This window comes from Phytohabitans flavus (genome assembly GCF_011764545.1).
In the GTDB taxonomy this organism is placed as follows: domain Bacteria; phylum Actinomycetota; class Actinomycetes; order Mycobacteriales; family Micromonosporaceae; genus Phytohabitans; species Phytohabitans flavus.
This window is the reverse complement of the sequence record NZ_AP022870.1, coordinates 3,678,486-3,703,305: the sequence shown is the minus strand read 5'-3', so window position 1 is coordinate 3,703,305 and position 24,820 is coordinate 3,678,486. Positions and strand designations below refer to the sequence as shown.

Sequence of the window (24,820 nt, the reverse complement as noted above, 5' to 3'; positions counted from 1 at the left end):
TCGTAGGAATTCCAGGGGAACGATTTAGACACCGGGGAGGGTGTCGTGGCTGATAAGTCCACAGACAAGTCGAGATCGACCGAACAGATACAGGCTGACCACGCGATCCGCGCGATGGGCGGTGCGGACGAAGTGGGGATCGTCCGCAGCGGACAGCCGGCGGAGATCCACTACATGTACCGCAAGGGCTGCATGCTGGTCCGCGAGGAGGCCGTGGGGGAAGTCCGGTCCATCCTGGACCGGTACACGCAGCGGCTCCGTAACGCCCGCCGTACCGCGACCCCGCCCCCGGCACGGGAGCGGGACCAGGTCGAGCAGGTGGTCGACGGTGTCCGCCTGATGTGGCTCCGTGACATGGGCACGCACGACGCGCTCAACCTGGTGCAGGAGGGCAACGACGAGTTCGACATCGCGGGGATCGGGGCCGGCTGGGCCGCGCCCGACCACATGGTGCACATTTCCGGTGACGCGGCGACGTGTCCGGCGACCGAGCCGGAGCCGGTCGCGCAGGGCGGTGCGCCGTACCCGCCGCTAGCCACCGACCCGGCCGCCGGCGCCGGCGTCAAGGTCGTGGTGATCGACACGGGGTTCGACAACGACATGCGCGCCGTGCCGCACTGGCTGCGCGGGGTCACCGGCGAGACCGACCCACTGATCAAGCATGACCGGGTGCTCGACCCGTACGCGGGGCACGGCACGTTCATCGCCGGTCTGGTCCGGACGGTGGCGCCCCGGGCCGAGGTGCGCGTGCTGAGCCACTTCAGCCGAGGCGGCGCGACCTGGGAGTCGACGCTGGTGCAAAACCTCGACCACGCCCTCGCCACCGAGTTTCCGGACATCATCAGCATGTCGGCCGGCACCCGTTCGTACGCCGGCGGTCTGCTCGCGTTCAAGGTCTTCAACGAGCGGCGGCTGAGCCAGCACAAGGGCGTCGCGCTTGTGGTGGCGGCGGGAAACGACGGCGACCGGCACTTCTTCTGGCCGGCGGCCGCGCCGTACACGGTGTCGGTCGGCGCGCTCGGCACCGACTGGCGCAGCCGGGCCGACTTCAGCAACTTCGGCGGGTGGGTCGACGTGTACGCACCCGGCACCGACCTGGTCAACGCGTTCCCGGACGGGAGGTTCACCTACCAGGAGCCGCCGAACATCCCGCCCACGCTGCCGCAGCCGAGGGTGGAGACGTTCGACGGGATGGCGGCGTGGAGCGGCACGTCGTTCTCCACGCCGATCGTGGCCGGGCTGATCGCCGCCCGGATGTCCCGCACCGGGGAGAACGGCCGCGACGCGGCGGCCGCTCTCCTCGCCGAGGCACGGGCCCAGGCGGTACCCGGTGTCGGTGCGGTGCTACTGCCGTAGCACGGCGGTGAGGCGGTCCAGCTCGTCCTCGGTGTTGTAGTAGTGCACCGAGGCGCGGACGAGGTCGGGCAGGCCGCGGGCGGCGAGGTCGAAACGGGCGTACTCCATCGGCGAGACGCTCGTGTTGATCCCCGCCGCCCCCAGCCGCCGCCGCACCTCGGCCGCCGGCACCCCGTCCACTGTGAACGTGACGATGCCGCACCGCCGCGTCCCCTCGTCCCGCACGGTCACGCCGGGTACCTCGCGCAGCTGCGACCGCAGCCCTTCCGCGAGGGCGGTGACCCGTACCTCGATCGCGTCGAGTCCCCACCCGAGCGCGTAGTCGACCGCCACGCCGAGCCCGATCTTGCCGGCGTAGTTGGTCTCCCAGGTCTCGAAGCGCCGGGCGTCCGGGCGGATCTCGTACGCGTCCGGCGCGGTCCAGGTCGCCGCGTGCAGATCCAGGAACGGCGGCACGAGGCGCTCGACGAGCCGGTCGGAGACGTACAGGAAGCCGGTGCCACGCGGCCCGCGCAGGAACTTGCGGCCCGTGGCGGACAGCATGTCGCACCCGATCGCCGCCACGTCGACCGGGAGCTGGCCGACCGACTGGCAGGCGTCCAGCAGGTACGGCACGCCGGCCGCCCGGGCCAGCGCGCCGATCTCGGCGGCCGGGTTGACGAGCCCGCTGTGCGTGGGCACGTGGGTGACCGCGACGAGCGCGGCGCCCCGCTCCAGCTCGCGGGCGAGGTCGTCGAGATCGGGCAGGCCGTACTCGTCGGTCTCCAGCACCTCGATCACCGCACCGGTACGGGCGGCCACCTGGAGCAGGGCGATCACGTTGCTCGCGTACTCGGTGCGGATGGTCAGGATGCGGTCGCCGGGCCGGAAGTCGAACGCGTAGAACGCCATGTCCCAGCCGCGGGTGGCGTTTTCCACGACCGCGACCTCGTGCGGCGCGCAGCCGAGGAGCCGGGCGATCGCCGTGTACGCGTTCCCCACCTCGGCCTCGGCCGCCTCCGCCGCCTCGTACCCGCCGATGTGTTCTTCCAGGCGCAGGTGGTCGACGACCGCGTCGGTGACGGCGGCGGGCGGGAGGGCGGCGCCGGCGTTGTTGAAGTGCACCACCCGGGCGCACCCCGGCGTCTCCCGCCGCGCCCGCTCGACGTCGATCGTCATCGGGCCCGGGCCAGCGTGACCCCGAACCGTCCCTGCGGGTCGGTCCACCACCGCATCGGGTTGAACCCGGCCGCGGCCAGCTCGCCCGCGATGCCCTCCCGGCGGAACTTGGCCGACACCTCCGTGTACAGCTCCTCGCCCTCGGCGAACTCGATCGAGAGGTCGAGCCCCGTCACCCGTACCCGCATGGGTCGGGTCGCCCGCAGCCGCATCTCGATCCACTCCTGCTCCGGGTCCCAGAGCGCCACGTGCGCGAACGCCTCCGGGTCGAAGTCGGCGCCGAGCTGGCGGTTGAGCACCCGCAGCACGTTGCGGTTGAAGTCGGCGGTGACGCCGGCGCTGTCGTCGTACGCCGCGACGAGCGTGGCCTCGTCCTTGACCAGGTCGGTGCCGAGCAGGAACCACTCGCCCGGGTGCAGTACCGCGCGCAGGTCGCGCAGGAAGCGGGCCCGCTCGGGCGGCTCGAAGTTGCCGATCGTGCCGCCCAGGAAGACGACGAGTCGCCCGTCACCGGCCGGTATCTCGTCAAGGTGGCGGGTGAAGTCGCCGGCGATCGCGTTCACGTCGAGGTCGGGGTAGTCGGCGTCGATCGCGGTGGCGGCCGCGCGGAGGGCCGGCTCGGAGACGTCCAGCGGTACGAAGCGGCCCAGCGTGCCGTGCCGGTGCAGCGCGTCGAGCAGCAGCCGGGTCTTGTCGGACGAGCCGGAGCCGAGCTCGACGAGCGTCTTCGCGCTGGTGACCTCGGCGATCTCGGCGGCGTGGGCGGTGAGCGCGGCCCGCTCGGCCCGGGTCGGGTAGTACTCGGGCAGCTCGGTGATCCGCTCGAAGAGCTCGCTGCCTCGGCTGTCGTAGAACCACTTCGGCGGGAGGGTCTTCGGGGTCGCGGTCAGCCCGGCACGGGCGTCGTCGCGCAGCGACCGGGCCAGATCGGCGTCGGTCAGGTGGATGTCGAGCCTCACAGGTCCTCCACGGTGTGGGTCGTCGGGTCGGCCACCACGAGCGAACGGTCGGGTACGGGGCGCCAGGCGGGGTCGTCGTCGTACGGCTCGGACGCGACGACCACCGCGCTCTTGTCCAGGCGCAGGGACAGGGAATGGCCGGCGGTCGTGGCGTAGACGCGGCGGCCGTCGGTCAGCAGGAGGTTGAGCCGCGACCCGGGCGCGGCGGCGTCCACTTCGGACACCGTGGCGGCGAGCGCCTCGGCCGGGTCGGCGCCGCCGCGCAGCCGGTGCCGCAGCAGCGCCCAGAGGAACGCGGCGTCGGTGGGCGCGTCGAGCGTGAGCAGGTCGGTGACGGGCAGGCGTTCGGCGAGCTTGGCCACGCTCGACGGCCACCCGAACACCCGCCCGTTGTGGCTGAAGAGCCAGTTCCCGTCGTGGAACGGGGCGCACGCGCCTTCGGTCACCGGCATGCCGACCGTCGCCGAACGGACCGCGGCGAGGACAGCGCCAGACGTGGTGACCCGGGCCAGTTCGGGCAGCGCGCTGTCGCTCCACATCGGACTCGCGCGGCGGTACCGGACCGGCCCGGCGTGGGTGTAGTAGCCCACGCCGAAGCCGTCCGCGTTGATCGTGCCGCCGCCGCGCATGTCACGCGGCGCCCAGGACTGGCGCAGCAGTGAGTGCGGCGGGTCGAGCAGCAGGGCCGCCAGGGTCACCGGCGGCCCCACGTACGCGAGGTGGCGGCACACTAGGCGAGCTCCGGGGAAGCCGACCGGGCGCACCGGAAGCCGCTGAAGATCTGCCGCCGGATCGGGTAGTCCCAGTTGCGGAACGTGCCCCGGCAGGCCGCCTTGTCCGTGCCGAACGAGCCGCCGCGCAGCACCTTGTACTCCGGCCCGAAGAACACCTCCGAGTACTCCCGGTACGGGAACGGGGCGAACCCGGGGTAGCCGCCGAAGTCGGACGACGTCCACTCCCACACGTCACCGATCAGCTGGTGTACGCCGGCCGGCGAGGCACCCTCCGGGTAGGCGCCGGCGGGCGCGGGGGAGAGGTGGCGCTGCCCCAGGTTCGCGTGCCGCTCCTCGGGTCCTCGTCGCCCCACGGGTAGCGCCGCGACCGCCCGGTCGCCGGGTCGAAGCGGGCCGCCTTCTCCCACTCCGCCTCGGTCGGCAGCCGCTTGCCGGCCCACGCCGCGTACGCCTCCGCCTCGTACCAGCAGACGTGCACCACCGGCTCGGCCGACACGAGCGGCTCGCGCCGGCCGAAGCGGGTGTACGTGCCGTCGCCGTGCCAGTGCATCGGCCCGAACAGCCCGGCCCGCATTCGATGCGCCCACCCCTCGGTGCTCCACCAGCGCGGGTTCGCGTAGCCGCCCGCGTCGACGAACTCCTGGTACTGGGCGTTCGTCACCGGCGCGCGGTCGATCAGGTACGCCGGCAGGTCGACGGTGTGCGCCGGCCGCTCGTTGTCCAGCGCCCAGGGCTCCGCGGAGGTACCCATCGTGAAGGGCCCGGCCGGGATCAGCGCCTCACCGCCGACGGCGGCCGCGGCGCGCGGTGGCGGCGCGGCCTGGAGCACCGGCGGCCCGACCCGGAGCTGGTGGGTGGCGAGCATCGTCTCGTCGTGCTGCTGCTCGTGCTGCACGATCATGCCGAACGCGAACCCCCGCTCGACGATCGGCCGCCCTTCGAGGGGCACCCGGTCGAGCAGGTCGAGCACCTTGTCGCGCACGGTACGGGTGTAGGCCCGCGCCTCGGCCGGCCCGAGCAGCGGCAGCTGGGGGCGGTCCTTGCGCGGGTGCTGGAACGCGTCGTACAGGTGGTCGATGTCCTGCCGCACCGGCTCGCGCCCGCCGACGTCGCGGACCAGCCACAGCTCCTCCTGGTTGCCGACGTGGGCGAGATCCCACACCAGCGGCGACATGAGCGGGGAGTGCTGGCGGACCAGGTCGTCGTCGTCCACGGCGTCGGTCAGCACGACGCTGCGCCGGCGGGTGCGGTCCAGCTCGGCGGCGACAAGCAGACGTACATCGATGTCAGTCACTGCGCGGCCTCCTGTAGCCGGTCGTCCACCGCGCCGGCCTGCGCGGCGGTGAGGTCGGTGTCGGCGAGGGACTTGCGGGCGAGCTCCACGACCCGCGGCGCGACCGCGCCGATCACCGGGTCCGCGAGGCCGTCGCGCGCCGCCGCCACCCATCGGTCCGCGGCGGGCAGGGCGCGTTCGGACGCTTCGTCCACCGTCTCCTCACGGGCGAAAAGCGCGGCTAGTACGGCAACGGGGGTGAACCAGTCGCCGGACGGCTGGGCATCGAGGTAGCGGACTTCGAGGTAGCCCGGGCCCGGACGGGCGTGAAGAGCGTGGACAGGTGGTAGTCGAGGTCGTCGTAGGTGGGTGGCCGGTCCGGCGCGCCCGGAGCACCGGCGATCCAGCCGGCGAACGTCACCGGCGCCGGCGGGTCGTGCATGTCCTCGCCCTCCCGGACGAAGAGCACTGGCGTGTCGAGGATGCGCCCGGCCCACGAGCCCGCCTCCCCGTCGCCGGGTGGCGGGGGATGGGTGCGGCTCGGGTCGGTGTCGAACCAGGTGCGCACCCGGCTCGACGCCCACCCGGTGTCCCGCCCGGCCTGGCGGGGCGAGTTGGCGAACAGGGCCACCAGCACCGGACCGAGCCGGTGCAGCGCGGTCCAGCGGGCGGCGACCCGGTCGGTGGTACCCGCGTCGAGGCAGACCTGGAGCCCGGCGGACCCGGACATCCACGAGCGGCCGTGCGGCCCGATGCGGTCGAAGGCGCGCTCCATGGCGGCGTAGCGCGGGGTGTGCAGCACGCGCCGCGCCGGCCGGTGCGGGTCGCACCCGTGGTCGCCGAGGCGCAGGCCGGCGCCGGCCAGGCGGTCCGCGACGTAGTCGATGTCGGACGCCGTGCCGGCGTGCAATCGGGAGAGGGAGGACTCGGGCGGGGTGGAGATCTCCACCTGGCCGCCCGGCTCGACGGTGACGGTGCCGCCCCGCGGTAGCGCGAGGTGCGGACTGTCCGGCCGCAATGTACGCGGAGCGTGGTCACCGAGGGCCGCGGCAAGCGCGGCAGGGTCGAGAGGTCGGGACGGGTCTTCGGTGTGGTGAACGGTCCATTCGAGCTCGATGCCGAGGCGGCGGGGAGGTCCGGTCTTGAAACAGACCCGCCCGACATACCCTTCGGCGCCGGACCGGTCCGTGACCACCCTCCCCCGTGAGCTCGCCGTTACCGATTCGAGATGTGGCACGGTCGCGACCATACCCCGCCCATATGACATCTACTCCGGGCTTCGCCCGCTCACTCACGGCCAGCACCAGCACACCGGGCGCATGCGGGTCGTGCCCTGCCGGCCCACACGGGGAATGGGCTTGTCGCCGCGGAGGGTGAGGCCGCGGGAGCAGCGGTCCGGTGCCCGGCGGGCGTCGCGGTAGCTCAAAGCTCTTCGATCGTGGAATTGATCGTGGAAGAGGGGTTGTGGGCAAGGCTCGAGCTGCCGCTTCCTCTACGGAAGTTTGAGGACGTCGTCGAGGAAGTCGAGTGACGTTTCGATCAGGGCGCCCACGTCGTCGGTGCCCTCGAAGATGTGGTCCGCGCCGGGCACCGGCCGCAGGTCGCACCGCGTGCCGTACGCGTGCAGCACCGCCGCCAGGTGTTCGCTCTGCGAGTACGGGACGACCTTGTCCGCCACGCCGTGTACGCACAGGAAGGGCGGGGCCTCCGCGTGGGCGTGCTCGGCCGGGCTGGCCAGCGCGGCAAGCTCCGGGAGGTGCCCCGGCTGCCCGCCCAGCAGCAGCGCCTCCGGGCTCTCCGGGTCCTTCCGGTCCAGCCCCACCAGGTCGGCGACGCCGTACCAGTTGACGACGGCGTGCACGGCGCTCGACACGCCGGTCAGTCCCACCTCGCCCTCGACGAACGGATCGGGCGCGTCCGCGGTCAGCCCCGCCAGCGCGACAAGGTGCCCGCCGGCGGACTCGCCCCACAACGCGACGCGGTCGGCGTCCAGCGCGAGGTCGGCGGCGTTGGCGCGGAGCCACCGGATCGCCGCCTTCACGTCGTGCAGCTGCGCCGGGAACCGGGCCTCCGCCGAGAGCCGGTAGTCGACGCTCGCGACCGCGTACCCCCGTCGCCGCATGCGCGCGAAGAAGCCCAGCTCCGCGTAGGTGCTGGGCAGGGTGCGGCGGTCGCCGGTGCGCCACCCGCCGCCGTGCACCCAGACGACGAGCGGCCACGGGCCCTCGCCGGCGGGGACGTGCAGGTCCAGGCTGAGCGGGCGGTAGCCGAGCACCTGCGCGTACGTCAGGTCGAGCGGGGAATCCACAGCCGCAGCGTACCGAGGTTTGCCGCAACCCCACCCGGGTAGCAGACGCATGGGATTTGAGCGGGACCCGGGCTCGTGCTTTCGCGTCCCTGCCGACCGGGCCCCGCCTGGCGCCACCCGGGGAGGAGACCGGCACGGCCGGCCGTACGGCGCCACACATGAGGTAACCCGAAGGAGCCCTCGCCAAACCGAGCAGGAGAGGTTGATCAATGGCTCGTCCGCGGATCGTCATCGTCGGTGCCGGGTTCGCCGGCTACCACTGCGCACGGAAGCTCGCCCGGCTGGCCCGGGGTGCGGCGGACATCATGCTCCTCAATCCGACCGACTACTTCCTGTACCTGCCGCTGCTGCCCGAGGTGGCGGCGTCCGGCCTCGAGCCGCGGCGGATCGCGGTGTCGATACCGGCCACGATCGGCGGCGGGGTGCGGCTCGTGCTGGGCAAGGCGACCGGCGTCGACCTCGACCGGCGGCGGGTCCAGTACACAGACCCGGAGGACGGCACCGGCGAGCTGCGGTACGACCGGCTCGTGCTCGCCCTGGGCAGCGTCAACAAGCTCCTGCCGATCCCCGGGGTGGCCGAGCACGCGCACGGGTTCCGCGGCATCTTCGAGGCCCTCTACCTGCGCGACCACGTCACCCGCCAGGTCGAGTTGGCCGACGCCACCGACGATCGGGAGGAGCGGGCGGCGCGGCTCACGTTCGTGGTGGTGGGTGCCGGCTATACGGGCACCGAGGTGGCCGCGCACGGCGCGCTCTTCACCCGCGACCTGCTCATGCGCCACCCCCGCCTCGCCGACGACGCGGTGCGCTGGATGCTGCTGGACGTGTCCGACCGGGTGCTGCCCGAGCTCGACATGCGGCTGTCGCGCACCGCGGACCGGGTGCTGCGCGAGCGCGACGTCGACGTGCGGATGGGCACCTCGGTGAAGGAGGCGACCCACGACGGCGTGTACCTGACCGACGGCAGCTTCGTGCCCACCCGCACGCTCGCGTGGTGCGTGGGCGTGCGCCCCGACCCGCTCGTCGCGGACCTCGGCCTGATGACCAACAAGGGGCGGCTCGTCGTCGACGAGTACCTGAACGTGCCCGGCCGCCCCGAGGTGTTCGCCTGCGGTGACGCCGCCGCGGTGCCCGACCTCACCCGGCCCGGCGAGATCACCGCGATGACCGCGCAGCACGCCCAGCGGCAGGGCAAGCTCGCCGCGCACAACGTCGCCGCCTCGTACGGCGTGGGCCTGCAACGCGCGTACAAGCACCACGACCTCGGCTTCGTCGTGGACCTCGGGGGTGTGCAGGCGGCGGCCGACCCGTTCGGCATCCCGCTCGGCGGGCCGGTGGCGAAGGCGGTCACCGCCGGCTATCACCTGCTCGCGATGCCCGGCAACAGGGTGCGCACGGCGGCTGACTGGGCGCTCAACTCCGTACTCCAGCGCGAGACCGTCCAACTAGGACTCGTCCGGGCGCCCGAGGTCCCGCTCGACACCGCGCTGCCACAGGGGGAACGCATCAGATAGCAGACAGTCGTACCATGTGATCATGGTGCGGTACGCGGAGCCGGCCGGCCGTTGGGTGCTGCTGGCCACCGTGCTCGGGTCTGGTCTCACATTTCTCGACGCGACCGTGGTCAACATCGCGCTGCCCCGGATCGGCGACGACTTCGGGGCCGGCGCGGCCGCCCTCCAGTGGACGGTCAACGGCTACACGCTCAGCCTCGCCGCCCTCATCCTGCTCGGCGGCTCGCTCGGCGACAGGTTCGGGCGGCGCCGGATATTCGTCGTCGGCATCGCCTGGTTCGCGGTCGCGTCGCTGCTCTGCGGCCTCGCGCCGAACGTGGAGACGCTCATCGCCGCCCGCGTCCTACAGGGCATCGGCGGCGCGCTGCTGACGCCCGGCTCCCTCGCGATCCTGGAGGCGTCGTTCGAGGCGGACGACCGGGCCAAGGCGATCGGCGCGTGGTCCGGCATGGCCGGGGTGGCCGGGGCGATCGGCCCGTTCCTCGGCGGCTGGCTCGTCGAGGCCGCCTCGTGGCGGCTGGTCTTCCTGATCAACGTGCCGCTCGCCGCGCTGGTCATCTTCGTCGCGCTCCGCCACGTACCCGAGTCGTCCAACCCCGCGGCTGTGCTGTCCGCCGCCGGCTCGAGTGCCTTCGCCGCGTTGCGTGGGTTTGACGTCGCCGGTCTGCTCACGGGCGCGGCTGGGCTGGCTGGCCTCACATACGGTTTTACCGCCTGGGCGGCGGAGGGTCCTGGCTCGCCAGCGGTACTCGCCGCGCTGGCCGTGGGGGTGGGCGGGATCGCCGCGTTCGTCGTCGTCGAGCACCGCTCGAGCCGCCCGATGCTGCCGCTGGAGCTGTTCCGGATCCGGCCGTTCACCGCGGCCAACCTCGTCACGTTCGCCGTGTACGCGGCCCTCGGCGGCGTCTTCTTCCTCGTCGTGCTCAACCTCCAGGTGGTCTCCGGCTACAGCCCGCTCGCCGCCGGCACCGCGCTGCTGCCGGTCACCGCGCTCATGCTCGTGCTCTCCGCGCGGGCCGGCGCGCTCGGCCAGCGGATCGGCCCGCGCATCCCGATGACCGTCGGCCCGCTCGTCTGCGCCGGCGCGCTCCTGCTGCTCGCCCGGGTAGGCGCCGGCGCCGGGTACCTCGTCGACGTGCTGCCCGCCGCGATCCTGCTCGGCCTCGGCCTGTCGCTGACCGTGGCGCCGCTCACCGCGACCGCGCTCGGCTCGGTGCCCGAGCGGAACGCCGGCATCGCCAGCGGCGTCAACAACGCGGTCGCCCGCGCGGCCGGCCTGCTCGCCGTCGCGACGCTGCCGCTCGCCGCGGGCATCGGGACCGGCAGCCTCACCGACGCGGGCGATCTCGCACCCGTGTACCGGAACTCGATGCTCATCTGCGCCGGCCTGCTGGTGGTGGGCGCGGCGGCCGCGGCGGCGTGGGTGCCGACCAAGGTGACGCGCGAGGCGGCGGTCCCGGTCCATTGCGCGGTTACCGGCCCGCCACAACACCGCCTTCGGGAACAATCGCCAACGTGACCGACATGCTGGCCTGGGAGGTGCCGAAGCCGGGTCCGATCGACACAAACCCGCTGCGCGCGGTGGTCCGGCCCCGTCCGGAGCCGGCGGCGGGCGAGTTGCTTTTACGGGTACGGGCGTGTGGCGTCTGCCGCACGGATCTGCACGTGGCAGAGGGCGACCTGCCCGTGCACCGCCCCAACGTGATCCCCGGCCACGAGATCGTCGGCGAGGTCGTCGCGCTCGGCGCCGGCGTCGAGGGCTTCAGCTTGGGGGAGCGGGTCGGCGTGGCCTGGCTGCGGCACACCGACGGCACCTGCCCGTACTGCATGCGCGGCGCCGAAAACCTCTGCCCCGAGTCCCGCTACACCGGCTGGGACGCGGACGGCGGGTACGCGGAGTACACGGTCGCGCCGGCCGCATACGTATACCGCTTGCCCGACCGGTACTCCGACGTCGAGGTCGCGCCGCTGCTCTGCGCCGGCATCATCGGCTTCCGGGCGCTGCGCCGCGCCGACCTGCCACCCGGCGGCCGCCTCGGGGTGTACGGCTTCGGCGCCTCCGCCCACCTCGCCATCCAGGTCGCGATCGCCCAGGGCGCGCGGGTGCACGTGCTCACCCGCGCGGCGGCCGCCCGCGAGCTCGCCCTCGACCTGGGCGCCGCCTCGGCCGGTGGCGCCTACGACCCGCCGCCCGAGCCGCTCGACGCCGCGATCCTCTTCGCCCCGGTCGGCACCCTCGTACCCGTCGCGCTCGCCGCCCTCGACCGCGGCGGCACCCTCGCGGTCGCCGGCGTGACCCTGACCGACATCCCGTCGCTCAACTACGAGAAGCACCTCTTCCAGGAGCGCGAGCTGCGCAGCGTCACCGCCAACACCCGTGAGGACGGGCGGGACTTCCTGACCTTCGCCGCCAACCACCGGCTGCGCGTCACCGTCACGCCGTACCCGCTGACCGCCGCCGACACCGCCCTCGCCGACCTGGCCGGCGACAGGGTGAACGGTGCGGCCGTGCTGCTCCCGTGATCGACCCCCATACTTAGGCGCGTGACGCACGAGTTCGAGCTCGGGACCGATGGTCCCAAGGTCCTCCTCGTGGGCATCGACGGCACCATCACATCGCTGCGCGCCGGTGCGTACGCCGCCGGCCTGGCCCGCCGCCAGCGCTCCCGCCTCGTGGTCGTGTACGTCGCCCGCCCCAGCGCATTCGTCGGCCTGGCACCGGGCGCCGCGGCCGTGGCGAGGCAGGCCGACCACGAACTCGCCGAGGACCTGCGCCGCCAGGTCGTCGAGGGCGGCGAGTGGACCGGGATCAAGGCGACGTTCCACGAGGTCTACGGCGACCCGTACACCGAGATCGTGCGCCTCGCCGACGAGGTCAACGCCGACGGCGTGATCGTGGGCGCGTCGATGCGCGCCGGTCACCGCTTCGCCGGCTCGCTCGCCATCCGCCTGGTTAAGACCGGCAAATGGCCCGTCACCGTCGTGCCGTAGCCGGCACTACGCCACCTCGGCGACCGAGACCCCAGGAAGGCTGTCGAAACGGGCCTTGGCATCGAGGCTCACGACTGCCCGCCCTGACTCTATGGCGTGCGCCGCGATGATCAAGTCATGTGCGCCGCGCGGCAGCCCGGTCGACCGGACGTGGGCGATCAGACGGGCGTGTTGGACCGCCGTCAGCTCGGTGTAGTCAAGGACGTCCACAACGGACATGATCGCCGCGAGCGCACGGGCGCGGTCCGCCGCGCGCTTGGCTGTGCCAGCCAGCTCGATACCGACCCGATATTCAGCGACAGTCACCGCGGCCACGGCGATCTCGTCGTTGTCGAGTGCCGAACGATCGATCGTGCCGCGCTCATACGCGATGAGTACGTTGGTGTCCAGGATCAGTCGGCGGCCCACGGGTCGTTGCCCTCCGTCGTCAGCAGGCCCAGCGCATCGGCGATGTCGTCGGCGAAGCGATCATCGGGCGGGGGTATGTCAGCCAAGGCCGCGCGCAGGTCCGCGCCGGTGCGGCGGCGGGCTGGCCGGATCTCCGCGACTGGGTGATTGCCACGGGTGATCGTGATGGTCTCGCCCCGCTCGATCGCGTCGAGCAGGTCAGAGAACCGCCGGGACGCCTCGGTGGCGGTCATGATGCGCACGTGACCATGCTATCTGATAATCAGATTTTTCGGGGAATGCTTTCGGGTGGGTGGCGGGGTGCGGGGAGTTCGGCGGCGGGTAGGGCCTCGCGCAGGGATTGGGCCAGGCGGCGTACGACCGGGTCGGTGGCGGCGCCCGTGACGAGCTCGACCTCGGCCTTGCCGAGCGCGCTCCACACCTGCCGCATCTCCGGCAGCGACGGCATCAGGTCGCCGGCGCGGCACTCGGCGTAGAAGGCGGCCATCGTCGGGTCCCGCGCGACCACCTCGTCCAGGGCGCTGCGCAGCGCCGGTGGGCGGGGCTGGATGTCGTACAGCGACAGGGCCACATCGGTGCGGGTCAGGTAGTGGGCGGCGAGGTCCTGCGCGATCGTCTTGTTGCGCCCCCGGCGGGTCAGGAAGAACCCGTGCACCGACACGAACGGCCGCACCGGCTCGTTGCCCGCGAACGGCGGCACCGGCCCCACCGCGAACGGCAGCCCGGCCCGGCGGGCGTCGCTGACCACGCGCGAGGCACAGATCAGGTAAGGCGCGCGCCCCGCCTCGAAGAGCGCCGTGGCCCGCTCCTTGTCGATCTCCAGCCGGAGTACACCGGAGCCCCGCGCCCCAAGCCCGCGGATGCGCTCGAACCCGGCCACCGTCTCCGCCGCAGTCGCGCCCAGCCGCCGCGCGTCGGGCCGGCCGTCCGCGCCCCGGCCGAAGAGCCAGCCGCCGGCGGCGAGCAGCAGCGGGTACATGTAGTACGGATCGCCGCCCGCGCCCACCTGTACGACAAGCGCCTCGTCAGCCCGCCCGGCCGCGCGCAGCGCCTCGCCCGACGCGAGCAGGTCCTCGAACGTCGCCGGCTGCTCGGGCGCCAGGTCGGTGTTGCGCAGCAGCACGGCGGTGTCGAGGGCGTACGGCACGCCGTACAGCTCGCCCCTCCAGGTCATCGCCTCCACCGCCGAGGGCAGGAACGCCTCCCGCCGCCGCTGCGACAGCGCGAGCGGCTCGATCAGCCCGCGCTCGGCCAGGTCGCCGACCCAGTCGTGCGGGCCGACCACCACGTCCGGCACCTCGTCGCCGTCGACGCCGCTGACCAGGCGCTCCTGGAGCCGCTCGATCTGCTCGGTGTGGAAACGCAGCCGTACCCCGTGGGCGGCGAGGAAGTCCGCGGCGAACGCCCGCAGCGCGTTGGCCCGCCGCTCATCCGCCCAGATCAGCACCTCCGGCCGGAGCTCGGAGAGGCGGCCGAGCTGGTCGCGGATCCACCGCACGCCGGCCGAGTCGGTGAACGTCACCTCGACCCGGTAGTCCCCGCCCGGACTGGCGGTCAGCCCGCTGGGCTGGAAGACCGGTTGGGCCGAGGGCGGCACGATCGGCAGGTCGATGCGGTCGCCGACGTTGGGGTCGTGGATGTCCAGCACGGTAAGACCGACCTGGTAGACCGGCGTCTCGGAGGCGTTGCGCACGAAGGCGCCCCACCCGTCCGCGCCGCGCCCCCACCACGCCGACACGAGCGCCGCCTGCGTCCGCCGCGCGAACGCCACCTGCTCACGCCGCGCGTCGGCCGCCACCCGGTCCCGTTCCGACTCGATGCGGTACACCCGCTGCGCGGCCAGCGCGGCAAGCGCCGCGAAGATCAGCGCGAAGACCGTCCCCACCGAAGAGAGCCAGGTGGGTACGTCACCCCAGTCCGCCGCCAGCACGCTAAGGACTCTAGAGATCGTCCAGCGACAAGGCCCCGCGGGTCGGGCGAACTGGAACGCGCGGTGGGCCGTGGAGGAACAATGACACCCGTGACCCAATGGCAGCTACCCCTCGCCGCCATCGAACACCGACTCATCGACCTGCTCGCCGACGCCGAACCGAACAGCGATGGGACGAATAGCGACAGGCTGACCGGCACCCCCACTGGGTCGAGAGAATCCGTCGCTACCTTCAACAGTCCCCTTGCCTGGCCGAACATGCCCATCGACATTCGTCGACAATTGTCCAAGACCTCCTTGCACCCCTGATCTCCAGTGCCGAACTCCTCGACGAACTGGCCAACCAGTGACCCTACGAGCCAAAGATCATGAAGTGCCTGGAGTACTAGACCGTGGCAGTCACGTCCGGTGGTGGTAAGGGTTTCGACGGGGTCGCTGCCGTGGGTCAACGTAGGCGGGTGGGATGAACTCCGGCCTGCCGTCCTCGACACAAAGCCGGACTATCCACTGTCCACGATGGATGATCCGGTGGTGGTAGCCGCACAACAGCACGCTGTTGTCCAGGCTGGTAGCTCCGCCGTCGGCCCATGATTGGATGTGGTGCCCGTCGCACCAGCGCGGCGGCCGGTCACAGCCCGGGAAGGCGCATCCCCGGTCACGCAGCTCCAGCGCCCGCCGCAGCGACCCGCTGATCAGCCGCCGCGTCCGGCCTAGGTCCAGGACCTGCCCGTCGCCGCCGAGCACCGCCGGAATGATCTGCGCGTCGCAGGCCATCTGGCGGACCTGGGTGGGGCTGAGCCGCCCACCAGTGTCCAACACGCCGACGCCGAACTGCTGCTCGAGCAGTTCGAACGGAACGGTGACCATCACGTGCGGCCGCTGCCCACCGTTGTCCGGCAGTTGCTCGGTGCGGGTGGCCAGGTCGCACACCTCGACCAACGCATCCGCCCGCCGCTGGCCAGGGGTACGTGGTTCGTCGTCGTGGCGGGGCGCGCACAGCGGGTCGAGGGCGGCGTTGACGGTCGCCGCGCCGGCCTCGTCCAGCCAGCCGGTGACCCGGACACGGCCGTCGCCGAGGCGCGTGAGCTGGAACGCGCGAGTCTGCCAGGCGCGGGCTTCCTGCCGCTGCAACGCAGCAGCATCACGGGCGTCGGCGATCTCCGGTGCCACGTGGGTCAGGATCCGCTCGCCGGCCTTGCGCAGGATGGTGGGCTCGAACTGCTCGGCCTGACCGATCAGCACCGCCTCGGCCTCATCAACCAGATCAGGGCCGAGGTCGGCGGGAAGGTCCCGGACCGCAGTGGCGATGACCGTGGCCTGCTCGGCGTTGACCGCACCCGCGATCAGGGCGGTGTCGAGAGCGGGCCGCTCGTCAACCGCTCTCGCGAGGTCGGCCAGCCGTTTCGCGGCGTGGATGCTGATCCGGTGACGCTCCCGCAACCACACCGCCGTGCTGGACGCGTGCTGCGCGATCGGCAGGCCGCGACCGTCGATTTCCCGGATCACATGCAACTGGGCTGCGGTAAGCGTTTGCAACGCTTGGTGGATGGCGTCCAGGGAATCGACAAGATCGTCATCACTCAGCGTCCAGACCGACGCGGTAGCGCATTTACTGGCTACCTCGCGCAGCTGCTCTAACGCCTCGCTGGACACTCGTTAATTGTCTCGCATCAACTCCAAGACCACCAGTTATGTTCGTCGATCTAGGGATATTTGAATTTGCAATTTTCTTGGTTGTTTCTATGGGTTTTGTCAAGGTGTGAGGGCGGGTTGGTCGGCCGGTTTGGTTGGTATGAGATTTTGGGTGCGGAGCATGGCGTGGAGGACGTCACTGCACCTGCGGGCGCAGCAGGTGACGCGGCGTCGGGCTACCTGCCTCCCGGCGCGTTCGCGCCATGCCGGCCCATGGACGCCCAACGAACTGCCCTGACCTGGCACCTCCGCGTGGCCTCAGGCTGAGTGGCGTCAGGTCCGGACCGCGGCGGACATCGCGGTAGCCCTAAATGTCCAAGGTGGATAGACGTACGCGGAGAATGACCCGCGACTCCGTGAGGCGGCTAGGGCCTGTTTCAAAATCCTTGCCGGGCTGCGCCGGGCCCAGACGACGACCGGCGGCGTCGGGCGTAAGGCCGCATACAACACCGGTATGCGACCTTGCGCCCGACTTGCCGGATCGCCGCCTGGATCCCGGCTCGCCTCGACAATCCTTTTGAAACAGGCCCTAGGCGCCGCGGAAAGTGCGGCGGTATGTCGTCGGGGGGACGCCGATCGAGAGCTGGAACTGCTGGCGGAGCGCGGCGGCCGTGCCGAAGCCGGACCTGCGGGCGACCTGGTCGACGCCGATGTCGGTGGTCTCCAGCAGCAGCCGGGCGCGGTCGACGCGCTGCTGGAGCAGCCAGCGGGCGGGGCTGGCGCCGGTCTCCTCGCGGAAGCGGCGGGTGAACGTGCGCACGCTCATCCGCGCGTGCCCGGCCATCTCGCGCAGCGTGAGCGGCTCGTCCAGGCGAGCTAGTGCCCACTCGCGGGTGGGTGCGGTGCCGGTGGCGCCGATCTCCGGCACCGGGTGCTCGGTGTACTGCGCCTGGCCGCCCTCCCGCCACGGCGGCACCACGCAGCGGCGGGCGGCGTGGTTGGCCACCTCGGTGCCGTGGTCGCGGCGGATGATGTGCAGGCACAGGTCGATGCCCGCGGCCACGCCGGCCGACGTAAGGATCTCGCCGTCGTCGATGAAGAGCACGTCGGGGTCGAGCTTGACCTTCGGGTACAGCGTGCGGAACGCGTCGGAGTGTGCCCAGTGCGTGGCCGCTGGGCGGTCGTCGAGGAGTCCGGCGGCGGCGAGCACGAAGGAACCCGTGCAGATCGACACGATGCGGGCGCCCCGGCCGTGCGCGGCCCGCAGCGCCTCGCCCACCGCGGGATCGACGGTGCCCTCGGTCAGCGGCGGGCCGCCGTGTATCCCCGGCACCACCACCGTGTCGGCCGTCTCGGTGAGCTCCAGCCCGTGGTCGGGCAGCACCTGGAAGCGGGCGGCGGAGCGCACCGGGCCGCCGGTGGGCGTACACGTGTCGATCGCGTACCGCCGGGCGCCGGTGGCGTCGCGGGCGGCGCCGAGCACCTGGGCGGGGGTGCCGAGGTCGAGGCCGACGACGTGGTCGAGGGCGAGCACGGCGACGCGATGTGCGTCCGGGGCGAGCACCATGGCGCGAGTATATGGCCCGATTATTGCGCATGATGGCTCGCGGGCCACTCGCTCTCACGTACACCTTGATCGACACTCGGACGGTGACCCGTCGCCTGCACCCTGCCTGGCTCGTCGCCGCCGTCGCGTTCGTCGCGCTGGTCGGCGCCGCCGGCTTCCGCGCCACACCGGCCGTGATGCTGCACCCGCTGCACGAGGAGTTCCGGTGGCCGATCGCCACGATCTCCGCCGCGGTCTCCATCAACCTGATCCTGTACGGGCTCACCGCCCCCTTCGCGGCCGCGCTGATGGAGAAGTTCGGCATCCGGCGGGTGGTGAGCGGCGCGCTCGTGCTTGTCGCGACCGGCAGCGGCCTCACCGTCTTCATGAACGCGAGCTGGCAGCTCATCCTCTGCTGGGGGGTGCTGGTCGGCCTTGGTACGGGCTCGATGGCGCTCGCGTTCGTGGCCACGGTCACCGGGCGGTGGTTCGTGAAGCGGCGCGGCCTGGTCACCGGCGTGCTCACCGCGGGCGGCGCGGCCGGGCAGCTCGTCTTCCTGCCACTGCTCGCCACGGTCATCGAGGCCAACGGGTGGCGCACCGCCTCGCTGATCGTGGCCGGGTCCGCGCTCGCCGTCGTACCCCTCGTGCTGTGGCGGCTGCGCGACCGGCCCGCGGACCTGGGCGTGACGGCCTACGGTGCCGCGCCGGACGAGGACCCGGAGCCGGCCCCGGTCACCGGCGGGGCGGCCGCGCGGGCCCTCGGCGCGCTGCGGGCGGCCGCGCGGACCCGGGCGTTCTGGCTGCTGGCCGGCGGCTTCGCGATCTGCGGTGCCACCACGAACGGCCTTGTCGGCACCCACTTCATCCCGGCGGCGCACGACCACGGCATGACCGAGACGACCGCGGCCAGCCTGCTCGCGCTGGTCGGGCTCTTCGACATCGCCGGTACGATCGCGTCGGGCTGGCTCACCGACCGGGTGGACAGCCGGGTGCTGCTCGGTGCCTACTACGCGCTGCGCGGCGGCTCGCTGCTCGTGCTGCCCAGCCTCTTCGCCGAGAGCGCCGGCCCGAGCATGCTCGTGTTCATCATCTTCTACGGCCTGGACTGGGTGGCCACGGTGCCGCCGACGGTCGCGCTGTGCCGGGAGTACTTCGGTGCCAGCGGCGCGGTCGTCTTCGGCTGGGTCTTCGCCTCCCACCAGATCGGCGCGGCGGTGGCGGCCACCTCGGCCGGCCTGATCCGCGACCAGCTCGGCACGTACGCGCTCGCCTGGTACGTGGCCGGCGGCCTCTCGATCGGCGCGGCCGTGCTGTCGCTGCTGCTGCGCCGCACCGGCAAGGTGGTCCCGATGACGATCGAGCCGCCGAAGCCGAAGGTCCCGGTGGGCTGGCGCCTGCGCCCCGCCGAGGACTAGAGATCTTTCAGGGTCGGGGTCACATTCAATTGCTTAAGATCGGTTCTTGCCCCGGTCCGCGTCACCTGCGGACCGTATGCTCCCGCGGGCACCGCGCAGGTCGGCGGCTCGCTGGCGCTCGCCGAGATCCCCGACCCGCGCTGCCAGGTCCGCGGTCCAAGCCCAACCCCAACCCCGACCCGGGATTTGCCCAACCGCGGAGGGTGAGGCCGCGGGAGCGACGGTCTGGACCACGGCGGGCATCGCGGTAGCTCGATTTCCCTGGGTTTGGATCTTTATCCGCGACGAGACGCCGAGGCCATCCCAACTCCAAAGCTCTAGTCAGCCCTCCAGGGGCGGAGCTTGTCCGGGTTGCGCACGCCCCAGATGTGCGTGATCCGGTCGCCGGCCACCTCGAACGCGATGACCGCCTCGGTGACCCCGTCGAGCTGGGCCACCAGGCCGGGCTGGCCGTTGACCGTACGCTCCAGGAGGACGATGCCGGCCGCCCCGCCGGCGAGGCCGGCGAAGAAGCGCGCGACCCGCTCGCCGCCCTCGACCGGGTGTAGCTCGGCGCTGGCCAAGCCGCCGCCGTCGCCGGTCGCGGTGACGTTCGGGTCGAGGAGGCCGACGAGGGCTTCGATGTCCTTGGCCTCCCAGGCCCGCTTGAAGTCGCGGACCAGGGCGGCGCGCCGGCCGTGCGGCGTCGCGGGAGCCCGCGACGCGCGGATGCGGCGGCGGGCCGACGTGGCGAGCTGGCGGCACGCGGCCGGGGTACGGCCGACGATCTCGCCCACCTCGGCAAACGGGTAGCGGAAGACGTCGTGCAGCACGAACGCGACGCGCTCGGCCGGGGTCATCGAGTCGAGCACCACGAGGAAGGCCATGCTGATCGACTCGTCGAGGGTGACCCGGTCGGCGGGGTCGACGGCCGGCCGACCGGTGGTCCACTCCGCGCTGTCCGGCACCGGCTCCGGGATCCACTCGCCGACGTAGCGCTCGCGCCGGACGCGGGCCGAGCCGAGCATGTCGAGGCAGATGCGGCTGGCCACCGTGGTCAGCCAGGCACCGGGTGACTCGATTTCCTCCTGCCGTGCGCGGGGCATCGCGTACCAGCGGGCGTACGTCTCCTGCACGACGTCCTCGGCGTCGGCCAGCGAGCCGAGGAGCCGGTACGCCAGATTGATCAGCCGGCGCCGCTCGCTCATGATCGCGCTCAGGCCGTCGTCCTCCATGGTCTCCACCTCCTCTAAGGCTGACGACACAGCGCGCCGGAGTGTGAGGTGGACGCCTGGGCCTCACACTACGAGGGTTCGCGTCGTCGGACCGGGCATGGAACCTGTGAACGTAGCGATCATCTACTACAGCGCCACCGGCACCCTGCACACGCTGGCCAGGGCCGCCGCCGAGGGTGCGGAGAAGGCCGGCGCCAACGTGCGGCTGCGCCGGGTCGCCGAGACGGCGCCCCCGGCGGCGATCGAGACCAACCCCGCCTGGGTACAGCACCTGCGGGACGCCGCCGACGTGACCGAGGCCGGCCTCGACGACCTGGCCTGGGCGGACGCGGTGCTCTTCGGCACGCCGACCCGCTTTGGCACCCCGTCCACGCAGATCAAGGCGTTCATCGACGCGACCGGGCCGCTGTGGCGGGAGGGCAAGCTCGCCGACAAGGTGTACTCGGCCTTCACCGCCAGCAATACCGCCCACGGCGGCCAGGAGTCCACGCTCCTCGGACTGGGAAACGTCTTCTACCACTGGGGCGGCATCATCGTCCCGCCCGGCTACACCGATCCGGTGCAGTTCCGGTCCGGCAACCCGTACGGCACCTCGCACGTCTCCGGCGGCGGCCCGCCCGACGACGTGGCCCTGGAGGCGGCCCGCTTCCAGGCCCGCCGCGTGGTGGACACCACGGCCGCACTGAAGGCCGGCCGCGCAGCCAGGTCCGCGGACCGCTGAGCGCCCGGACACGATCACCGCGGCGGTCGAGTCAGGGCGGTCTCGGCGTGATGTCGCGGATAAAGATCCAAAACCAAGGACATTGAGCTACCGCGATGCTCGTCGTGGTCCGGACCGTCGCTCCCGCGGCCTCACCCTCCGCGGTTGGCCAAGCTCAGCCCCCAGGTCGCGGTCGGCCGACCGCGACCTTCACTGCCGGGTCCGCGCTCCAAGGCCCGGCAGCGGTCCGAGGTCGATGCGTCCCCTGGGGGTTTGGGCTTGGACCGCGGACCTGGCAGCACAGGCCGGGGATCTCGGGGAGCGCCAGCGAGCCGCCGGCCTGCGCGGTGCCCGCGGGAGCATACGGTGTGCGACTGGCGCGGACCGGGGCAAATATTCAAGAAAAAACTAGGCGTCAGGGCGCCTCGACCGCGAGTCGCTCGGGCCGCGCCTGCCGGATCGGTGTGAGCGTGCCGACCACCGCGACCAGCAGGCAGGCTACGCCGGCGAAGAGCGTCGTGGCCGGTACGCCGTAGTTGGCCGCGGACGCGGTCAGCACCGCCGCGCCCACCGGGCCGAGGGCTGAGTGGACCGTCCAGAACGACGACGTGACCCGCCCCAGCAGGTGGTCCGGCGTCACCTCCTGGCGCAGCGACATCGAGCAGATGCCGGCCACGCCGATGCCGAACACGAAGGTCGTGGCGAGGAGCGCGATCACCGGCACGCTACGGGTCATGCCGATGCCGGCGATGGCGACGCCGCAGAGCGCGTACGACCCGATCCAGCAGGCGCCGAAGCCCCACGAGCGCCGCGCGGGCGCCACCACGAACGCCGCGACGATCGTGCCGGCCGCGGCGGTGGCGAGCACGTACCCGACTGTGGTGTCGGACTGCCGCAGCTCGTGTCCCACGTAGAACACGATGATGTCGGTAAGCCCCAGCGTCAGGAACGTCAGGAACCACAGCAGCATGGTCAGCGCCCGCAGCACCGGGTGCCGCCACAGGAAGCGCACGCCCACGACGAGGTCCCGCCACGACAGGCCGTCCGGACGCCGGGGCTCGCCGGCCGGTTGGCGTACCCGCAGCCGCACGAAGCAGAGCCCGATCGCGGACACGGTGAACGTGACAGCGTCCACCGCGATCGCGGCGGTCGGTCCATACAGGGCGGAGAGGATGCCGGCGAGCACCGGGCCGCCAACGGCCGCGGCGGCGTAGGTGGCGGAGAGGCGGGCGTTCGCCTCGGTGATCCGCTCGGGGTTGACGAGGTTGGGCAGCGCGGCCACGTACGTCACCCGGAAGATCATCGCGAAGGCGGCGCCGAGCGGGACGATCGCGTACAGCAGCCAGATTTGCGGCGAAAAGAGCCACACGATCGGGATGAGGGCGTACAGGGCGGCGCGGAACACGTCGCAGACGATCAGCAGCACCCGCCGGTCGATGCGGTCGGCGAGCGCGCCGGCGAAGACGCCGGTGAGGATCGTCGCCACGCCGGCGAGACCGGTGAGCAGCCCCATGTGCGAGACCGAGCCGGTGCCGCGCAGCACGAGGAGCGGAATCGCCACATAGGAGAACGAGTCGCCCGCGACTGACAGCGTCTGTACAAGCCAGAACAGCGTGAAGTCGCGATCTCGCCACAGGGACCCGGAGACCATGGCGTATTGGATCATTAACTGCCCGTGTTCGTAAGTATCGATGGGCGTTAACATCCTCACATTGACGTGCGTACGGTATGTTTTGCGTGTATGAGAGCGATCTTCGCTGCGATCCCCGCGATTCTTCTCGCCGTCACCGCTGCCCCGGCTTTTGCCGACAGCTCCTCCTGGCGGCCCGCCGGCTCGGGCTCTGACGCACTGGGTGGCGGTCACCCCTCCTGGCGGCTTGCTTCCTCTGGCCCTGACGCCCTTGGGGGCAGTCGCCTCTCCTGGCGGCTTGCCGACTCGGGCTCGACCGCTCGCCTCCGCGGCCTCGACGTGGTCAGCGCCAAGGTTGCCTGGGCCAGCGGCTCGGCCGGCACGGTGCTGCGCACCGTCGACGGCGGGCGCACCTGGCGGCAGGTCGGCCCGCCGGACACCGCAGACCTTCAGTTCCGCGACATCGAGGCGTTCAGCGCCGACCGCGCGGTCGCGCTCCCGATCGGCGAGGGCGAGGCATCCAGGGTGTACGCCACGAGCGACGGCGGCCGCACCTGGACCGAGACGTTCCGCAACGACGACCCGCGCGCGTTCTACGACTGCATCGCGTTCTTCGACCACCGCCGCGGGCTGGCCCTCTCCGACCCGGTCGACGGCAGGTTCCGGATAGCGTCCACGATGGACGGTGGCCGCTCCTGGAAGGTACTCCCGCCGGACCGCATGCCGGACGCGCTGGCTGGCGAGTTCGCATTCGCGGCGAGCGGTACCTGCCTGGTCACAGCTGGACCGGGTCCGTGGGCCTGGTTCGCGACGGGCGGTGGCGAGACGGCGCGGGTTTTCGCCTCGTCCGACTACGGCCGCAGCTGGAAGGTCAGCGACTCGCCGGTCCCTAGTGGAGCGTCGGCGGGCATCTACTCACTCGCGTTCCGCGACCCGCGGCACGGCATCGCGGTCGGCGGCGACTTCGCGGCCCCGACCACCGCGCCGGACGGCGCCGCCACCACCCACGACGGCGGACGCACCTGGCACGTGGCGCGGTCGGTGCCCGGCGAGTACCGCTCAGGCGCGGCCTGGGTGCCGTGGCGCTGGAACACCGCACTCGCCGTCGGCCCGACCGGCAGCGACGTATCCCGGGACGGCGGCCGCACGTGGACCCGCTTCGATACCGGCAGCTTCGACGCGGTCGACTGCGCCCCGACGGCACCTGCTGGGCGTCGGGGGAGCAGGGCCGGCTGGCTCGGCTGATCCGTTCGTAGCTTTAACTTCTTGGCTTCGCCGTGTTCCTTCGCCGCCCAGCCCTTTGGCTGGCTGGGCGGCCCGCGCTCCTCGTGTCCTGTGCGCGCCCAGCTTCTTGGCTGGCTGGGCGGCGTGCTCCTTGTGTCCTGTGCGCGCCCAGCCCCTTGGCGGCCCGCGCGTTCCTTACAGGAAGCTGACCGGCGGCGGCTCGTTGCCCGGGCGCCACTTGATGCCGCAGCCGAGGCTCGGCACGTGCGGCTCGGGCACGGCCTCGCCGCGCAGGGCGGCGTCGGCGGCGGCGCGCAGCAGGTCACCGGTCACCGGCAGGTCGTTCTTCGGCCGGGCCTCGTCGAACGCGCCCCGGTAGACCAGCCGACGCTGCGCGTCGTAGAGGAAGAAATCGGGGGTACAGGCGGCGTTGTAGGCCTTGGCCACGTCCTGCGAGCCATCCAGCAGGTACGGGAACGTGAAGCCGGCCCGCTCCGCCTGCTGGGCCAGCCCCGGCACGTCGTCGTCCGGGTAGTTGGCCACGTCGTTGCTGCTGATGCCGATCGTGGTGAGCCCCTTGTCGGCGTACTCCGCGGCGAACGCGCCGAGCCCCGACTCGACGTGCCGGACGTACGGGCAGTGGTTGCTGAGGAAGACGACGAGCAGCGCCGGTGCGGACACGTCGGCGAGCTTCACCTCGGGCCCGGCCACCGAAGGCAGCGAGAAGTCCGGCGCGGGCGTGCCCAGCGGCACGAGGAAGGACGAAACGGCCATGCCCCACAGCCTATCCGCCGCCGAGGTCTGGCTCTGCCTGGTCCCACAGCC

Annotated in this window: 21 protein-coding genes and 2 pseudogenes; 9 read left to right on the top strand and 14 right to left on the bottom strand. The window is 72.2% G+C overall.

Annotated features, from left to right (window positions below; genetic code table 11):
* Positions 1 to 45: 45 nt before the first annotated feature.
* Entirely contained in the window at positions 46 to 1,356 is a 1,311-nt protein-coding gene (locus tag Pflav_RS16095; RefSeq protein WP_173036901.1) for a S8 family peptidase, read from the top strand.
* Here the strand turns inward: Pflav_RS16095 and Pflav_RS16090 are convergent.
* The 6 genes and pseudogenes from Pflav_RS16090 to Pflav_RS16060 form a co-directional block, all read right to left on the bottom strand.
* Positions 1,345 to 2,514, bottom strand: a complete 1,170-nt coding sequence (locus Pflav_RS16090; protein ID WP_173036900.1) for an aminotransferase class V-fold PLP-dependent enzyme — start codon at positions 2,512 to 2,514, stop codon at positions 1,345 to 1,347. The genes Pflav_RS16095 and Pflav_RS16090 overlap by 12 nt on opposite strands.
* On the bottom strand, positions 2,511 to 3,473 hold the full coding sequence (gene egtD / locus Pflav_RS16085) for an L-histidine N(alpha)-methyltransferase (RefSeq protein ID WP_197938580.1): 963 nt from the start codon (positions 3,471 to 3,473) through the stop codon (positions 2,511 to 2,513). The genes Pflav_RS16090 and egtD overlap by 4 nt, the downstream gene beginning before the upstream one ends.
* Entirely contained in the window at positions 3,470 to 4,204 is a 735-nt protein-coding gene (egtC, locus tag Pflav_RS16080; protein ID WP_173036899.1) for an ergothioneine biosynthesis protein EgtC, read from the bottom strand. Before egtC ends, egtD begins: the two co-directional genes overlap by 4 nt.
* A pseudogene (gene egtB / locus Pflav_RS16075) lies at positions 4,204 to 5,501 on the bottom strand (ergothioneine biosynthesis protein EgtB). Before egtB ends, egtC begins: the two are co-directional and overlap by 1 nt.
* Positions 5,498 to 6,729: pseudogene (locus Pflav_RS16065) on the bottom strand (glutamate-cysteine ligase family protein). Before Pflav_RS16065 ends, egtB begins: the two co-directional pseudogenes overlap by 4 nt.
* Positions 6,730 to 6,972: 243 nt before the next feature.
* Entirely contained in the window at positions 6,973 to 7,788 is an 816-nt protein-coding gene (locus Pflav_RS16060; RefSeq protein ID WP_173036896.1) for an alpha/beta hydrolase, read from the bottom strand.
* 209 nt (positions 7,789 to 7,997) lie between these two features.
* Here Pflav_RS16060 and Pflav_RS16055 point away from each other — a divergent pair, with 209 nt between their 5' ends.
* The 4 genes from Pflav_RS16055 to Pflav_RS16040 are packed head-to-tail and all read left to right on the top strand — an operon-like array spanning position 7,998 to position 12,293.
* Entirely contained in the window at positions 7,998 to 9,302 is a 1,305-nt protein-coding gene (locus tag Pflav_RS16055; protein WP_173036895.1) for an NAD(P)/FAD-dependent oxidoreductase, read from the top strand.
* A gap of 22 nt (positions 9,303 to 9,324) precedes the next feature.
* Positions 9,325 to 10,821: a DHA2 family efflux MFS transporter permease subunit gene (locus Pflav_RS16050; RefSeq protein ID WP_173036894.1), complete on the top strand. Its 1,497-nt coding sequence runs from the start codon at positions 9,325 to 9,327 to the stop codon at positions 10,819 to 10,821.
* A 5-nt stretch (positions 10,822 to 10,826) separates the two neighbouring features.
* On the top strand, positions 10,827 to 11,825 hold the full coding sequence (locus Pflav_RS16045) for a zinc-binding alcohol dehydrogenase family protein (RefSeq protein WP_173042452.1): 999 nt from the start codon (positions 10,827 to 10,829) through the stop codon (positions 11,823 to 11,825).
* Between the two features lie 21 nt (positions 11,826 to 11,846).
* Positions 11,847 to 12,293, top strand: coding sequence for a universal stress protein (locus Pflav_RS16040; protein WP_232071476.1), 447 nt, complete (start codon positions 11,847 to 11,849; stop codon positions 12,291 to 12,293).
* A 6-nt stretch (positions 12,294 to 12,299) separates the two neighbouring features.
* Here the strand turns inward: Pflav_RS16040 and Pflav_RS16035 are convergent, their stop codons facing one another.
* Genes Pflav_RS16035 through Pflav_RS16025 form a run of 3 tightly spaced genes read right to left on the bottom strand, consistent with a single transcriptional unit; the run spans position 12,300 to position 14,631 of the window.
* Positions 12,300 to 12,701, bottom strand: a complete 402-nt coding sequence (locus Pflav_RS16035) for a PIN domain-containing protein (protein WP_173036893.1) — start codon at positions 12,699 to 12,701, stop codon at positions 12,300 to 12,302.
* Positions 12,686 to 12,934: a type II toxin-antitoxin system Phd/YefM family antitoxin gene (locus Pflav_RS16030; protein WP_232072686.1), complete on the bottom strand. Its 249-nt coding sequence runs from the start codon at positions 12,932 to 12,934 to the stop codon at positions 12,686 to 12,688. Before Pflav_RS16030 ends, Pflav_RS16035 begins: the two co-directional genes overlap by 16 nt.
* A 29-nt stretch (positions 12,935 to 12,963) precedes the next feature.
* The gene (locus tag Pflav_RS16025) at positions 12,964 to 14,631 is read right to left on the bottom strand and encodes a sugar ABC transporter substrate-binding protein (protein ID WP_173036891.1); all 1,668 of its coding nucleotides are present in this window, start codon (positions 14,629 to 14,631) and stop codon (positions 12,964 to 12,966) included.
* A gap of 81 nt (positions 14,632 to 14,712) precedes the next feature.
* Between Pflav_RS16025 and Pflav_RS16020 the strand changes: the two genes are divergently transcribed.
* Positions 14,713 to 14,940 (top strand): hypothetical protein, encoded by a 228-nt coding sequence (locus Pflav_RS16020; protein ID WP_173036890.1) that lies wholly within the window; start codon positions 14,713 to 14,715, stop codon positions 14,938 to 14,940.
* Between the two features lie 90 nt (positions 14,941 to 15,030).
* Here Pflav_RS16020 and Pflav_RS16015 read toward each other — a convergent pair whose 3' ends face one another.
* Both Pflav_RS16015 and Pflav_RS16010 read right to left on the bottom strand, forming a co-directional pair.
* Positions 15,031 to 16,284 (bottom strand): HNH endonuclease signature motif containing protein, encoded by a 1,254-nt coding sequence (locus tag Pflav_RS16015; protein ID WP_232071475.1) that lies wholly within the window; start codon positions 16,282 to 16,284, stop codon positions 15,031 to 15,033.
* Between the two features lie 568 nt (positions 16,285 to 16,852).
* Positions 16,853 to 17,830 (bottom strand): GlxA family transcriptional regulator, encoded by a 978-nt coding sequence (locus Pflav_RS16010; RefSeq protein WP_173036889.1) that lies wholly within the window; start codon positions 17,828 to 17,830, stop codon positions 16,853 to 16,855.
* 83 nt (positions 17,831 to 17,913) lie between these two features.
* Between Pflav_RS16010 and Pflav_RS16005 the strand changes: the two genes are divergently transcribed.
* The gene (locus Pflav_RS16005) at positions 17,914 to 19,227 is read left to right on the top strand and encodes an MFS transporter (protein WP_232071474.1); all 1,314 of its coding nucleotides are present in this window, start codon (positions 17,914 to 17,916) and stop codon (positions 19,225 to 19,227) included.
* Between the two features lie 317 nt (positions 19,228 to 19,544).
* Here Pflav_RS16005 and sigJ read toward each other — a convergent pair whose 3' ends face one another.
* Complete coding sequence (gene sigJ / locus Pflav_RS16000; protein WP_173036887.1) at positions 19,545 to 20,441, bottom strand: RNA polymerase sigma factor SigJ; 897 nt, start codon at positions 20,439 to 20,441, stop codon at positions 19,545 to 19,547.
* Positions 20,442 to 20,538: 97 nt separating this feature from the next.
* Between sigJ and wrbA the strand changes: the two genes are divergently transcribed.
* A complete protein-coding gene (gene wrbA, locus Pflav_RS15995; protein WP_173036886.1) occupies positions 20,539 to 21,162 on the top strand; it encodes an NAD(P)H:quinone oxidoreductase in 624 nt (207 codons plus the stop codon).
* A 394-nt stretch (positions 21,163 to 21,556) separates the two neighbouring features.
* Here wrbA and Pflav_RS15990 read toward each other — a convergent pair whose 3' ends face one another.
* Positions 21,557 to 22,792 carry an MFS transporter gene (locus Pflav_RS15990; protein WP_197938577.1) on the bottom strand — a complete coding sequence of 412 codons (1,236 nt, stop codon included), beginning with the start codon at positions 22,790 to 22,792 and terminating at the stop codon, positions 21,557 to 21,559.
* A gap of 90 nt (positions 22,793 to 22,882) precedes the next feature.
* On the opposite strand from Pflav_RS15990, the gene Pflav_RS15985 reads away from it, so the two are divergent.
* On the top strand, positions 22,883 to 24,016 hold the full coding sequence (locus Pflav_RS15985) for a WD40/YVTN/BNR-like repeat-containing protein (RefSeq protein ID WP_197938576.1): 1,134 nt from the start codon (positions 22,883 to 22,885) through the stop codon (positions 24,014 to 24,016).
* 174 nt (positions 24,017 to 24,190) lie between these two features.
* Here the strand turns inward: Pflav_RS15985 and Pflav_RS15980 are convergent, their stop codons facing one another.
* On the bottom strand, positions 24,191 to 24,769 hold the full coding sequence (locus Pflav_RS15980) for a thioredoxin family protein (RefSeq protein ID WP_173036884.1): 579 nt from the start codon (positions 24,767 to 24,769) through the stop codon (positions 24,191 to 24,193).
* Between the last annotated feature and the right edge of the window lie 51 nt (positions 24,770 to 24,820).

Bases quoted from the DNA above. Each gene is read 5' to 3' on its own strand.
- Pflav_RS16020 (WP_173036890.1), top strand. From the start codon at position 14,713: ATGACACCCGTGACCCAATGGCAGCTACCCCTCGCCGCCATCGAACAC.
- Pflav_RS16030 (WP_232072686.1), bottom strand. From the start codon at position 12,934: ATGACCGCCACCGAGGCGTCCCGGCGGTTCTCTGACCTGCTCGACGCG.
- sigJ (WP_173036887.1), bottom strand. From the start codon at position 20,441: ATGGAGGACGACGGCCTGAGCGCGATCATGAGCGAGCGGCGCCGGCTG.
- Pflav_RS16090 (WP_173036900.1), bottom strand. From the start codon at position 2,514: ATGACGATCGACGTCGAGCGGGCGCGGCGGGAGACGCCGGGGTGCGCC.
- Pflav_RS16045 (WP_173042452.1), top strand. From the start codon at position 10,827: ATGCTGGCCTGGGAGGTGCCGAAGCCGGGTCCGATCGACACAAACCCG.
- wrbA (WP_173036886.1), top strand. From the start codon at position 20,539: ATGGAACCTGTGAACGTAGCGATCATCTACTACAGCGCCACCGGCACC.
- Pflav_RS15980 (WP_173036884.1), bottom strand. From the start codon at position 24,769: ATGGCCGTTTCGTCCTTCCTCGTGCCGCTGGGCACGCCCGCGCCGGAC.
- Pflav_RS16055 (WP_173036895.1), top strand. From the start codon at position 7,998: ATGGCTCGTCCGCGGATCGTCATCGTCGGTGCCGGGTTCGCCGGCTAC.
- Pflav_RS16010 (WP_173036889.1), bottom strand. From the start codon at position 17,830: ATGGTGCTCGCCCCGGACGCACATCGCGTCGCCGTGCTCGCCCTCGAC.
- Pflav_RS15990 (WP_197938577.1), bottom strand. From the start codon at position 22,792: ATGGTCTCCGGGTCCCTGTGGCGAGATCGCGACTTCACGCTGTTCTGG.
- Pflav_RS16050 (WP_173036894.1), top strand. From the start codon at position 9,325: ATGGTGCGGTACGCGGAGCCGGCCGGCCGTTGGGTGCTGCTGGCCACC.
- Pflav_RS15985 (WP_197938576.1), top strand. From the start codon at position 22,883: ATGAGAGCGATCTTCGCTGCGATCCCCGCGATTCTTCTCGCCGTCACC.